This window comes from Brevundimonas sp. AAP58 (assembly GCF_001295975.1).
In the GTDB taxonomy this organism is placed as follows: domain Bacteria; phylum Pseudomonadota; class Alphaproteobacteria; order Caulobacterales; family Caulobacteraceae; genus Brevundimonas.
Window position 1 is genome coordinate 1 of sequence record NZ_LJHU01000029.1, and the last position, 12,353, is coordinate 12,353.

Genomic DNA, 12,353 nt, shown 5'->3' on the forward strand with positions numbered 1-12,353 from the left:
CCCGCGCCAGCACCCGCGCCTCGCGTTCGACAATGACCGCCTCGGCCCCCAGCGCCCGCGCCGAGGCCGCCGCCTCCAGCCCGACATAGCCCCCGCCGATCACCGCCAGCCGCTGCCCCGGCCCCAGCCGGTGCTTCAGCCACTCGGCGTCGGCCGCGCTCCGCAAGACGCCGACATGGTCCGCGTCCGCTCCCGGAACCGGCAGCCGCCGCGCCCGCGCCCCGGTCGCCAGCACCAGATGGTCGTAAGCCACGCTCGATCCGTCCGACAGCGTCACCGTCCGCGCCGCCCGATCGATCGCCTCGACCTGCGTCGACAGCCGCAGGTCGATCTGGCCTTCCGCGTACCAGCTCTCCGGCCGCAGCATCAAGCTCTCGGCGTCCGCCTCGCCCTTCAGCCAGGCCTTGGACAGGGGCGGCCGCTGATAGGGCGCGATGGGCTCCTCGCCGATCAGGGCGATCGACCCCTCAAAGCCATACTGGCGCAGCATCGCCGCGACGGTTCCGCCGGCGTGTCCGGCTCCCGCGATGACGACCCGTTCGGTGCTCATGTCCGTCTCCAGCCTGTCGCAGCGCATGGCCGGGCGGACCCGCCGGTGTCAACGCGCATCGGCGACGCGGCTCATGCCATACGACCGTTTTTGACGCAGACCTCGCCTACCATGTTAGGCCGATCCTTCCGGCTGTCGTCCCGGCAGCCCGGATTTCAGACGATTCAGACTCTTCGCACCCTGTTTTTCGCCCCGCCTTTTCCCTGACCCGCCTCGGGCCTAAGAAGCCGCCCATGAACGCCCATGTCGCCCCGCCGCCCGCGTCCTTCGCCCTGACCCAGGACTGGGACGCGCTGGATCACGGCAAGTTCGCCGACGAGCCCACGGTCGTGCGCGGCCTGCTCGCCGCCATGCCGCTCGACGCCACGGCTCGGCCCGCCGTCGTGGCCGAAGCCGTCGAACTGGTTGAGCATGCGCGCCGCAGCCAGAAGAAGCAGGGCGTGGTCGAGAGCTTCCTGCAGGAGTTCTCCCTGGGCACGCGCGAGGGCCTGGCTCTCATGTGCCTGGCCGAGGCCCTGCTGCGCACCCCCGATGAGGAGACGCGCGACAGGCTGATCGCCGAGAAGATCGGTTCCGCCGACTGGGCCAGTCACCTGGGCCAGTCCGACAGCCTGTTCGTCAACGCCTCGACCTGGGGCCTGATGCTGACGGGCAAGCTGGTCGACGCCGACGATCAGGCCAAGTCCGACCTGCCGGGCTTTCTGAAGCGCATCGCCGGGCGGCTGGGCGAGCCCGTCATCCGCCAGGCCGTGGCCACGGCGGTCAAGATCATGGGCGAGCAGTTCGTGGTCGGCCGCACGATCGAGGCGGCCCTGAAGCGCGCCGACCGCGAAGGCTGGCTGTGCAGCTTTGACATGCTGGGCGAGGGTGCCCGCACCGAGGCCGACGCCGTCCGCTATGAGAAGATCTACGCCGACGCCATCACGGCCGTCGGCAAGACCGCGAAGGGCCAAGGGCCGGAGAGCGGTCACGGCGTCTCGGTCAAGCTGTCGGCCCTGTCGCCCCGCTATGAGGCCACCCAGGAAGCCCGAGTCTGGGCCGAGCTCTATCCCCGGGTTCTGCGTCTGGCCAAGATCGCGGCCGACGCCGACATCAACTTCACCATGGACGCCGAGGAGGCCGACCGGCTGGCCCTGTCGTTGAAGCTGCTGGATCGGCTGGCCCACGAGCCGTCGCTCGGCGACTGGAAGGGCCTCGGCCTCGCCGTTCAGGCCTATCAGAAGCGCGGTCCCGAGGTCATCGCCCGCGTCGCCGAGCTGGCCCGTGCGTCGGGCCGCCGGTTGATGGTGCGTCTGGTCAAGGGTGCCTACTGGGACACCGAGATCAAGCGCGCCCAGGTCTTCGGCCGCACCGACTATCCCGTCTTCACGACCAAGGCGGCGACGGACCTGAACTACCTCGTCTGCGCCCGCGCCATGATCGAGGCGGCGCCCCACCTCTATTCCCAGTTCGCCACCCACAACGCCCATTCGCTCGCCGCCGTCCACCGCATGGCCCGCGACAAGGGCGTCAAGATCGAGTTCCAGCGCCTGCACGGCATGGGCGAGGCTCTGTACGACGCGGCCAAGGAGACCTTCGGCGAGGTCACCGTCCGCGCCTACGCCCCGGTCGGCGGGCACGAGGACCTGCTGCCCTATCTGGTCCGCCGCCTGCTGGAGAACGGCGCCAACTCCTCCTTCGTCCACGCCCTGCTGGACGAACGGGTGCCCGCCTCCGCCGTCGCCGCCGACCCCATCGCAAGCGTCGAGGCCCACCCCGATCGCCACGCCAAGATCCCCACGCCCAAGGATATCTACATGGACCGCCAGAACTCGCTCGGCCGCGACTACTCCCAGAAGGCCGACCGCGAACGCCACGTGGCGGCATTGGCCAAGGTCGACGCCGAGAAGCTGACCAGCGGCCCCCTCATCGGCGGTAAGCTGCTGGCCGGAACGAACCCCCAGGCCGTGACCAATCCCTTCGACACGACCCAGGTGCTGGGGCACGTCTCCGAGGCCACCGAGGCGGATCTCGACGCCGCCGTCGAGGCCGCTGCCCGCGCCCAGGTGGGCTGGGATCGCAAGGGCGGCGCAGGCCGGGCGCCGGTGCTGCGCGCCATGGCCGATGCCCTGGAGGCGGACCTGGATCGCCTCGTCGCCCTGCTCAGCCGCGAGGCCGGCAAGACGCTGAACGACGGCGTCGCCGAGGTGCGCGAGGCCGCCGACTTCTGCCGCTACTATGCGATGCTGGCCGAGCGCGACTTCGGTGGACCGCAGACGCTGAAGGGCCCGGTCGGCGAGATCAACCAGCTGGTCCTGCACGGCCGGGGCGTCTTCGCCTGCATTTCGCCGTGGAACTTCCCGCTCGCCATCTTCACCGGCCAGATCGCAGCGGCTCTGGCCGCCGGCAACGCGGTGCTGGCCAAGCCCGCCGAGCAGACGCCCCTGATCGCGGCGGAGGCCGTGCGGCTCTATATCAAGGCCGGGCTCGATCCCGATCTTCTGGCCTTGGTGCCCGGACGCGGCGAGACGGTGGGGGCCAGGCTCGTCGCCCACCCGGGCATCGACGGCGTAGCCTTCACCGGCGGCACGGATACGGCCACGGCCATCAACCGGTCGCTGGCCAATCGCCCCGGCCCGATCATCCCCTTCATCGCCGAGACGGGCGGGCTGAACGGCATGTTCGTGGACACCACGGCGCTGAAGGAACAGGTGATCGACGACGTCATCCTGTCGGCCTTCGGATCGTCGGGTCAGCGCTGCTCGGCGCTGCGTCTGCTCTACGTCCCCCAGGACGCCGCCGACGCCCTGATCGAGGGGCTGAAAGGCGCTCTGGCCGCCCAGGTCGTGGGTGATCCGTCCGATCCGTCCACCGACATCGGCCCCGTCATCGACGCCGACGCCAGGGGGGCGCTGGAGGCCCATCTGGAGCGCCTGAAAGGCGACGCGAAGATCATCGCCCGCGCTGCCCTGCCCGCCGGCGCCGACAAGGGCCATCTGTTCGCCCCCACCATTGCCGAGGTCCCGACGCCCGACTATCTGGAGCGCGAGGTCTTCGGCCCCATCCTCCACGTCTGCCGCTATGAGCCGTCGAAGCTGAAGGAGACGGCCGCGAAGCTCGCCGCGCGCGGCTATGGCCTGACGCTCGGCGTCCACTCCCGCATCGAGGCCTTCGCCGAGGAGGTCGCGCGCCTGGTCCCCGCCGGCAACGTCTACATCAACCGCTCGATCATCGGCGCGGTGGTGGGCGTCCAGCCTTTCGGCGGCGAGGGCCTGTCGGGCACCGGCCCCAAGGCGGGCGGCCCCTACAGCCTGATCCGCTATGCCTCGGAGAAGGCCATTTCCAACAACATCTCCGCCCAGGGCGGCGACCCGGCCCTGCTGAACCTCTAGGCCGCCTCGGCCTGCGCCGGCACCAGGGCGTCCAGCGCCTGGATGAGGTCGGCGATCAGGTCGTCCTCGTGCTCCAGTCCGACCGACAGGCGCAGCAGGCCCTCGGTGATGCCCGCGACCACGCGCGCCTCCGGCGTCATGGCGGCGTGGGTCATGGTGGCGGGGTGGGCGATCAGGCTCTCCACGCCCCCCAGGCTCTCGGCCAGGGTGAAGGCCTCCAGCGACTCCACCAGACATCGCACCGCCTCGACCCCGCCCGCCAGCTCGAAGCTCAGCATGGCGCCGAAGCCCTTCTGCTGACGCGCGGCCAGAGCATGGCCGGCATGGCTCCTGAGCCCCGGATAGTGGACCGCCGATACGGCCGGGTGGGCCTCCAGCAGGGCCGCGATCTTGCCCGCCGTGGCCTGCTGCCGCTCGATCCGGGCGAACAGGGTGCGCACGCCCCGCAGCGTCAGATAGGCGTCGAACGGAGAGCCCGTCACGCCCAGACAGTTGGCCCACCACGCCAGCTCGGCGTGGTCCGCAGGGTCCGCGCAGATCACCGCCCCGCCGACCACGTCGGAATGGCCGTTGATGTACTTGGTCGTGGAGTGGATCACGATGTCGGCCCCCAGCGCGATGGGCGTCTGGAGCGCGGGCGACAGGAAGGTGTTGTCGGCCACCACCTTGGCCCCGACCCGGTGCGCACGGACGCAGATGTCGGCGATGTCGACGACACGGAGAAGGGGGTTGGACGGGGTCTCGACCAGCACCAGCTTCGGGTTCAGCCGCAGCGCGGCCTCCAGCGCGACCGGGTCGCCCTGATCGACCCAGAGCACCTCGAAATGACCCTTCTTCGCCCTCGCGGTCAGCAGGCGGTGGGTGCCGCCATAACAGTCGTGGGGCGCGATCAGCAGGTCGCCGGGCTCCAGCAAGGACAGCGGCAGGTCGACCGCCGCCATGCCGGTGGCGGTGACGACGCAGCCGGCGCCGCCTTCCAGTTCGGCCAGGGTCTCGGCCAGCACGTCGCGTGTGGGATTGCCCGAGCGGCTGTAGTCATAGGTCCGCTTCTGCTCGAATCCGGCGAAGGAATAGTTCGACGACAGATAGAGCGGCGGCATCACCGCGCCGTGGGCCGTATCCTGATCGACGCCGGAGCGGGCGCAGGCGGTGTGGGCGTGGCGGCGCGTCATTGGGCGATCTCTTTCAGAGCGGCGCGGAGGATGGTGCCGACGGCCTCGTCCTCCTTCAGAAAGGCGTCGTGGCCGTAGAGCGACGGGGCCTCGACGAAGCGGAACAGGGTGGGCAGACGCGCGGCGAGCTCGCGCACATCCTCGATTGGCACGAGGCGGTCGGAGGTGAAGCCGACCAGGGTCGTGGGCGTGACGATCGCCTCGGGCGTCACCTGATGGCGGTCGATGGAGTCGGACAGCGACAGCCACCGCGCCGGTGTCGTGTGATTGCGGTAGGCCCGGCCGCGCGCCGTCAGATAGTCGCAGACCGGATAGGCACCGCCGACGCGGGCCGGGGCGTGGGTCTCGAACCGTTCGCCGAGCTCCTCGGACGTCCGATAGGTCGTCATGGCCAGCTCGCGCGCCAGCGCCACGCCGTCCTCGGGCCGGCCGGCCGCCTCGGCGAGTTGCAGGATGCGGCGCTGAATGCCACGCCAGGCCGTGGCCTGGGGGTGGGCGCGGTGGGCGGCGGACACCACGACCAGTTGCTCGACCCGCTCGGGGAACAGCTCGGCGAAGGCCAGGCCGATCATCCCGCCATAGGAGCAGCCGACAAAGGCCGAGACGATGGGGTCGCCCAGGGCATCGAGGATGATGGCCAGCAGCCGCGCCTGGTCGTGGGTGGTGATGGTCACCGGACGGGTCCCCGGGGCGGCTTCCGGCGCATAGTCGAAGGCCAGAACCTGGAAGCGGTTCAGGTCGATGGGCCCCCGGATCGACACCGCGCCCGACCACCAGCCCAGGCCGTTGGTCTCGGTGCGATGCACGAACCGCCCGGCCGAAATGCCGCCCGCGACGACGACCAGCGGCGCACCTTCACGGCCATGCAGACGCCCGATGATCCGGCGCTGGGCCAGGCGCTCGCCGGACTGGAGCCGGAAGTCGGCCGGGATCTCGACCGGGAGATCGACGGCGATGTTGCCCCGCGCGATCCGGGGCACGCGCGCGGCAACATCGCGACGGAGAGGTTCGGGAGAGAGGGTCTGGGTGTCGAAGGCCATATCGTCGTCCGCATCGTCCTGCTCAGCAAGACCCCGACGCGGTGACAGACCGTGGAGACGTCGCCTGATCGACGCTCCACTCATCTCTCGCGGAAGGTCGAAACCCTCCCCGCAGGAGTTGGCACCGTTCGGGCGGAACCCGATGGTTGCCCCGGCGTCAAAGGGCCTATCCCTCAGCCGGTCTTGATGAGTGACGTTACGTTGCGAGTGCGAAGAGCGCCGGTCAAGAGAAAAAATCTACCCCTCGTCGCCCCTTCAAGGCAGCGGGCGTGGCGTGAAAGCCTCATCATGGTTTCCGGGCGAAAGAAAAATGCGCAAAAGCATTGACGGCGACGACCCCGCCCGACACTCTGAGATCCACGATAGTCCTGAGGTTGGCCCCGTGTCCCGTCCCGGCCGCATCGCCGTTTCGCCTTCGACGCCCGCTCTCGCAGCGCGGTCGATGACGGCCGCGACCCTCGTTTCGACCACCACCGGCATGACCACCACCGGCCGCTCGCGGGCGGGGACAGGTTAGCGCGCGCGGTCGTTCAGACAGCCCAGCAAACCCCACCCGCCCGGCCCCGGCCCGGCGGGTTTTCTTTTGACCCAAGCCCTCCCTCCTCTTCGAAACGGATCACCCCAATGCCCCACGCCAAAGCCCACCTCGCCGTCGTCCAGAAACCGCTGCCGGAGGCCGCTCCCGCTCCGGAGGTCGTTGTCCTCAAGTTCGGCTCCTCGATCCTGAAGGATCAATCCTGCGCTCCCGCCGTGGCGTCAGAGCTCTATGGCCACGTTCGCGCCGGTCGGAAGGTCGTGGCCGTGGTCTCGGCGCTCGGTGGCCACACCGATCGACTGCTGGCCGACGCCCGGGCGCTCGGGCTCGATCACGAGAACGACCTGCTGCCCGCCTACGTGGCCCAGGGCGAGGAGCAGGCAGCGGCGCTGGTGGCCATCGCGTGCGACCGCATCGGGCTGGACGCCTGTGCCCTGTCGGTGCGCGAACTCGGCATCGTCGCCGAAGGCCCCGTCGAGCACGCCCATCCCGTCGCCTTGCAGGGGGAGGCCCTCAACCACGCCATCGGCGCGCACCAGGTGGTGATCGTGCCGGGCTTCGGTGCCGTCGGCCCGCATGGCCGCGTCGTCCTGCTGGGCCGAGGGGGATCGGACCTGACGGCGGTGTTCCTCGCGGCCGAGCTGGGGCTGAAGCGCGCCCGTCTGGTGAAGGACGTCGACGGCCTCTACGACCGCGATCCGGCCTCGGCGTCCGGCAAGCCGCTGCGCTTCCGTCGCGCCAGCTGGGACGATGCTCGACGGCACGGCGGAGCGCTGGTCCAGCACGACGCCATCGACCTGGGCCAGGAACGGTCGGTCGAGATCGAGGTGGCCGCCATCGGCCGGTCGGACTGCACCATCGTAGGCGAGCACTCCGCCCCGCCCGGACCGTCCGTGCCGGACGCCCCGCTCAAGGTCGCCATCGCCGGCTGCGGTGTGGTGGGCGGCGGCCTGCTGAAGCGGCTCCAGGCCGACGGCCGGTTCGAGGTGGTCGGCGTCTTGGTGCGCGATCCGAAGAAGCCGCGCGACGTGGATGCCCCCGCCCACCTGTTCACCTCCGACCGCGAGGCGCTGCTGGCGCTCCGGCCCGACATCCTGCTGGAGGCCCTGTCCGAAGGCGGGGCCGGCCACGATCTGATCCGCGCCGCGCTGGAACAGGGCATCGATGTCGCCAGCGCGAACAAGCAGGCGATCAGCCGTGACCCTCAAGGCCTGGCAGACCTCGCCCGGGCAAAGGGCGCGCGCCTGGCCTATTCGGCGGCGGTCGGTGGCGGCTCCCCCATGATCGAGACGGTGCGGGCGGCCCGCGCCGCCGGGCCGATCCGGGGCTTCGAGGCCATCCTGAACGGCACGGTCAACTTCATGCTCAGCCGCATCCAGGCCGGGGCCGACTTCGCCGACGCCCTGGCCGATGCCAGGGTCGCGGGTTTCGCGGAAGAGGACCCGTCGTCGGATCTGGAGGGCCGTGACTCGGCCGCGAAGGTCCGGCTTCTGGCCTTCGAGGCGTTCGGCCGTCCGGCCGAGGACGTGTCCTGCGCCGCCCTGTCGGAGGACTTCCAGCCTTCCGGCCCGGTGCGTCAGATCGGCGCCTGTTTTCGCGTCGGCGATGCGCTCAAGGCGTCGGTTTCGCTTGACGTGGGGCTGGACGATCCGTTCTTCCTCGCCCTGAACGGGGAGCGGAACGGCTTGAAGGTCTATGGCGAGGACGGGCGGGTCTGGTCCTGCGGCGGGCGCGGCGCGGGCCGCTGGCCGACGACCGAGAGCGTGCTGGCCGACCTGAACGACATCGTGCGCGCCCGGCACGCGTCGCTCGGACACCACTAGCCCTTGGCCGTCTTCACCCCCGTATCGGACGATCAGGCGCGCGCCTTCCTGAGGGACTACGACCTCGGCGATCTGGTCGCGCTGCATCCCATCTCCGAGGGGGTGGAGAACACCAACTACCGGCTGGAGACCGTCGGTGCCCGCCATGTCCTGACGCTGTTCGAGGCGCGGACGGACGCGGCGTCCCTGCCCTTCTGTCTGGGGCTGACCGAACATCTGGCGACGCGCGGTTACCCCGCCCCGCGTCCGGTGCGGCGTCCAGACGGAGATTGGGTCGGGACCCTCAACGGCCGACCAGCGGCGGTGATCGACTGGCTTGAGGGAGCCTGGCTTCGCGCGCCGACGCCAGCGGAACAGGCAGCGGCCGGGGCCATGCTGGCGCGACTGCATCTGGCGGCGGCCGACTTCCCGTTGAGGCGCGACAATCCTGTCGGACCCGCGGCGTGGCTCGATCTGGCTGCCCGCAGCGCCACGGCCGCGACCGGAGCGGATCTGGAGATCCTCAGGGAGGCCGAGGCGCTCCTGTCCGAGCTGGCCGATCCATTCACGGAAGACCTGCCCATGGGGCCGATCCACGCCGACTACTTCCCCGACAATGTGCTGTTCCAAGGTGGCGCTGTTTCCGGGGTCATCGACTTCTACTTCGGCTGCACAGGGCCGTTGGCCTACGATCTCGCCATCGCGCTGAGCGCCTGGGGCTTCGACGGAGCAGGCGCGCCGATCCCGGGCGCGATCAAAGCCTTTCGAAAGGGCTATGAGGCAGTCCGCCCGCTGACCCCGGCCGAGGCCGCCGCGCTGCCGCGTCTGGGCCAGGCGGCGGCGTTGCGCTTCGCCCTCACCCGGCTGCACGATCGGGTCTTCCACGACCCGACCAAGCTGGTGACGCCCAAGGACCCCGCCGCCTTTCTCCGGCGCGCGGCGTGGTGGCGGACCTACTCCGCCGCCGGACCGTCGATGGTCAGCGGCGCGGCGTAGATGTCGACCCGCGCTGGCGCACCATAGGTCTGGACCACGCGCTGACGCCAGGCGTCCGAGAACCAGGCCTCGGCGGTCGCCCTGTCGTCGAACAGATAGGTGCCGCCGAAACTGCCCTCGCCGATGGTGAAGGACTTGGTCTTCAGGCCGGGAATCTGCCGGTAGCGCGGTGCCGCCGCCTCGAACTCCACGCGCAGACGTTCGGCTGTGACACCGGGCGGGGTCGGCACATCGACCACGACCACGACGTCGTCGGCGGCGGACTGGGCCAGGGCGGGGCTTGCCAGCGCGACGGCGCAGGCGGCGATGAAAAGGCGGGCGCGGATGGACATGGGATGATCTCCTTGAACGCCGCGATTAGACACCGCCGGTCGATCCGCGATAGCGTCAAGGCCGCAAAGCTGATTTGCGAAAAACGCAAGAACGCCTCGTGGATCTCGCCAGTCTCGATCTCCTCCGGCTCGTCGATGAAGAGCGCAACCTCAGCCTTGTCGCGCGGCGCATGAACGTCGCCGTCTCGACCGTCAGCCGTCGGATCGATGCGCTGGAAGCCGACCTGGGCCTGCGCCTGCTCGACCGTCGTGCCAGCGGGGCGCGCCTGACGCCGGAGGGTCGCCGCATCGCCGTCCTGGCCCGGCCCATCGTCGATCAGGCGGCGGCCCTGCGTCGCGCGGCGGAAGGGTTGGCGGTCGAGGTCCGCGAGCGGCCGCTGGTCATCTCGGCGACGGAGTTCGTGGTCTCGGACCTTCTGGCCCCGGCGTTGACGACCCTGTTTCGCGCCTCGCCGAAGCTGTCGGTCGTGCTGAGGTCCCAGGCAGAGATCGTCAGCCTGGCCCACCGCGAGGCCGACCTGGCCATCCGCATGTCGCGGCCCAAGGGCGACAGTCTGATCGCCAAACGGCTGGGCGACATCGCGCTCGGCTGCTTCGCCCATCGCGATTACCTGACGGGCCGCGATCCGGCGACGCTGGATTTTTCGGCCGAGCGCCTGCTGATCTACGACGATAGCTATGGCCGGATGTCAGAACTCGATTGGGTCGCTGCCGCCGGGCTGGAACGGGCAGTGGCGATGCGGACCCCCAGCACCCGTGGCCTTCTGACGGCGACGGTCGCAGGCGCGGGCATCGCCATCTTGCCAGCGCTGTATGCCTTGCGCGCGGGCCTGATCGCTGTGCCGACACCCTTCGCCATTCCGCCGCGCACCGCGTGGCTGATCACCCATCGGGACATCCGCCGTCTGCCCGCTGTGCGAACGGCCCACGCCTGGGTGGTTCAGACCTTCACGGCGATGCTGAAGGAGACGGCGGCTTTGGTCGCGGCGACCGCCGCACCTCAGCCCTGAAAGGCGCGGACGGCGGCCAGCGCCTCGGCTGCATCGGCGGCAATGACCTTGAACCGTTCAGCGCGGTTGCCAAGGGCGCGGATGACCTCGGGCGGGTCCGGGTCGAAGCCGACGACGGGGGCGACGTCCTTGCCGAACTTGGCGGGGTGGGCAGTGGCAAGCGCCACGACCGGTCCGACGGCACGGTCGATGGCGCGAGCGGCCGAGAGGGCGACGGCGGTGTGGGGGCAGACGACCTGGTCCCAAACGGAATGGGCGTGGGCGATCTCCGAGCGCGTCATCGCCTCGTCGACCGAGACGGCTGACACTTCGCGGCGGAGCGCGGTCAGCAGTTCGTCCGGCAGGACCACCCGGCCGTCGCGGGCGAAGTCGGCGAACAGGCCGCGCGTCAGGTCGGCGTCGCGGCCCGACGCCTCATAGACCAGCCGCTCGAAGTTGGACGGAGCCTGGACGTCCATGCTGACGGACGCCGTCTCCACTGCCGCGCGCCGGGCGTAGACGCCTTCGTTGATGGCGCGGGCCAGGGCGTCGTTGGCGTTGACGGCGGCGACGAGGCCACGCGTCAGCAGGCCCATCTTCGACGCCGCTATCCCGGCGAAGGCGTCGCCGAAGTTGCCGGTCGGGACCACAAACACCGGCGGCCGGGTCTCGCCCTGCGCCGCCAGCTGCGACACGGCCGAGAGATAGTAGGGTATCTGCCCCGCCAGCCGCGCCCAGTTGATGGAGTTGACCGAGCTGAACCGGCCGGACGCCCTGAGCGTCTCGTCGGCGAGCAGTCCCTTCACCAGACGCTGGCAGTCGTCGAAATCGCCCCGGACGGCGAGGTTCAGCACATTGTCCGCCTCGACCGTCGTCATCTGCCGGCGCTGGACCGGCGAGACCCGCTCATGGGGATGCAGCACGATCAGGCGGATGCGCGGCCGGTTGGCGAAGGCGGCGACAGCGGCCGCGCCGGTATCGCCGCTGGTCGCCGTGACCAGGGTCAGCCGTTCGCCCGACACCGCCAGGGCCTCGGCCGACAGGGAAGCGGCCAGCTGCATCGCCAGGTCCTTGAAGGCCGCCGTCGGCCCATGGAACAGCTCAAGCAGATACAGCCCGTCCTCCAGGCGGCGCAGCGGGGTGATCTCCGGTGGGGCAAAGCCAGCGATCAGATGATCCAGCGCCCGGTCCAGCGCGCCAGCCGGCAGGGCCGGCCCGATGAAGGGTGTCATCGCAGAGCGGGCCATCTCGGCATAGGCGGGGCCGGGAGCCCAGGCGTCTGGCGTCAAGGTGGGCCAGGAGACGGGCATGTACAGGCCACCGTCCGGCGCCATGCCGCGCAGCAGGGCCTCAGCGAAGTCGGCGGCCGGTGCGGCGCCGCGGGTCGAGACATATCGGGCGGAGGCTTGCTGCATCGCACACAAGGCTAGACCCGCGCGTCTAGCGCGTCATTTGAATTCCTTCTGGGACGCCTTGGCTCGGTGGATCCGGAGATGCACGCCAGGCCCCAGCGGGGCCCGCCTCCAGATCCTGGAGACGGGCCCCGTCCGAGGTGATGAAGCTGCG

9 protein-coding genes and 1 riboswitch are annotated in these 12,353 nt (G+C 70.3%); of the genes, 4 read left to right on the top strand and 5 right to left on the bottom strand.

Translation table 11 applies throughout. The features are described 5' to 3' along the window. Positions 1-550, bottom strand: a 550-nt coding sequence (locus IP78_RS04590; protein ID WP_197272371.1) for an NAD(P)/FAD-dependent oxidoreductase, incomplete at its 3' end; no start/stop codon positions are given. Positions 551-783: 233 nt separating this feature from the next. Between IP78_RS04590 and putA the strand changes: the two genes are divergently transcribed. Further along, entirely contained in the window at positions 784-3,921 is a 3,138-nt protein-coding gene (putA, locus tag IP78_RS04595; protein WP_054110537.1) for a bifunctional proline dehydrogenase/L-glutamate gamma-semialdehyde dehydrogenase PutA, read from the top strand. On the opposite strand, the gene metB is transcribed toward putA, so the two are convergent. Both metB and IP78_RS04605 read right to left on the bottom strand, forming a co-directional pair. Further along, positions 3,918-5,093, bottom strand: a complete 1,176-nt coding sequence (gene metB, locus IP78_RS04600; RefSeq protein WP_054110538.1) for a cystathionine gamma-synthase — start codon at positions 5,091-5,093, stop codon at positions 3,918-3,920. The genes putA and metB overlap by 4 nt on opposite strands. Then, the gene (locus IP78_RS04605; RefSeq protein ID WP_054110539.1) at positions 5,090-6,133 is read right to left on the bottom strand and encodes a homoserine O-succinyltransferase; all 1,044 of its coding nucleotides are present in this window, start codon (positions 6,131-6,133) and stop codon (positions 5,090-5,092) included. Before IP78_RS04605 ends, metB begins: the two co-directional genes overlap by 4 nt. 77 nt (positions 6,134-6,210) lie before the next feature. Then, a riboswitch (SAM riboswitch) is annotated at positions 6,211-6,326 on the bottom strand. A 431-nt stretch (positions 6,327-6,757) separates the two neighbouring features. Here IP78_RS04605 and IP78_RS04610 point away from each other — a divergent pair. Both IP78_RS04610 and thrB read left to right on the top strand, forming a co-directional pair. Continuing rightward, positions 6,758-8,491, top strand: coding sequence for a homoserine dehydrogenase (locus IP78_RS04610; RefSeq protein WP_054110540.1), 1,734 nt, complete (start codon positions 6,758-6,760; stop codon positions 8,489-8,491). Positions 8,492-8,494: 3 nt separating this feature from the next. Then, on the top strand, positions 8,495-9,466 hold the full coding sequence (thrB, locus tag IP78_RS04615; protein ID WP_054110541.1) for a homoserine kinase: 972 nt from the start codon (positions 8,495-8,497) through the stop codon (positions 9,464-9,466). Here the strand turns inward: thrB and IP78_RS04620 are convergent. After that, complete coding sequence (locus tag IP78_RS04620; RefSeq protein WP_054110542.1) at positions 9,424-9,798, bottom strand: hypothetical protein; 375 nt, start codon at positions 9,796-9,798, stop codon at positions 9,424-9,426. The genes thrB and IP78_RS04620 overlap by 43 nt on opposite strands. 98 nt (positions 9,799-9,896) lie before the next feature. Between IP78_RS04620 and IP78_RS04625 the strand changes: the two genes are divergently transcribed. Beyond that, positions 9,897-10,808 carry a LysR family transcriptional regulator gene (locus IP78_RS04625; protein WP_054110543.1) on the top strand — a complete coding sequence of 304 codons (912 nt, stop codon included), beginning with the start codon at positions 9,897-9,899 and terminating at the stop codon, positions 10,806-10,808. Here IP78_RS04625 and thrC read toward each other — a convergent pair. Continuing rightward, positions 10,799-12,202 carry a threonine synthase gene (gene thrC / locus IP78_RS04630; protein WP_054110544.1) on the bottom strand — a complete coding sequence of 468 codons (1,404 nt, stop codon included), beginning with the start codon at positions 12,200-12,202 and terminating at the stop codon, positions 10,799-10,801. The genes IP78_RS04625 and thrC overlap by 10 nt on opposite strands. Positions 12,203-12,353 lie beyond the last annotated feature (151 nt).

What these genes read in the sequence shown, in the direction of transcription:
- IP78_RS04620 (WP_054110542.1), bottom strand. Translation starts at nt 9,798, where the DNA reads ATGTCCATCCGCGCCCGCCTTTTCATCGCCGCCTGCGCCGTCGCGCTG.
- putA (WP_054110537.1), top strand. Translation starts at nt 784, where the DNA reads ATGAACGCCCATGTCGCCCCGCCGCCCGCGTCCTTCGCCCTGACCCAG.
- metB (WP_054110538.1), bottom strand. Translation starts at nt 5,093, where the DNA reads ATGACGCGCCGCCACGCCCACACCGCCTGCGCCCGCTCCGGCGTCGAT.
- thrC (WP_054110544.1), bottom strand. Translation starts at nt 12,202, where the DNA reads ATGCAGCAAGCCTCCGCCCGATATGTCTCGACCCGCGGCGCCGCACCG.
- IP78_RS04605 (WP_054110539.1), bottom strand. Translation starts at nt 6,133, where the DNA reads ATGGCCTTCGACACCCAGACCCTCTCTCCCGAACCTCTCCGTCGCGAT.
- IP78_RS04610 (WP_054110540.1), top strand. Translation starts at nt 6,758, where the DNA reads ATGCCCCACGCCAAAGCCCACCTCGCCGTCGTCCAGAAACCGCTGCCG.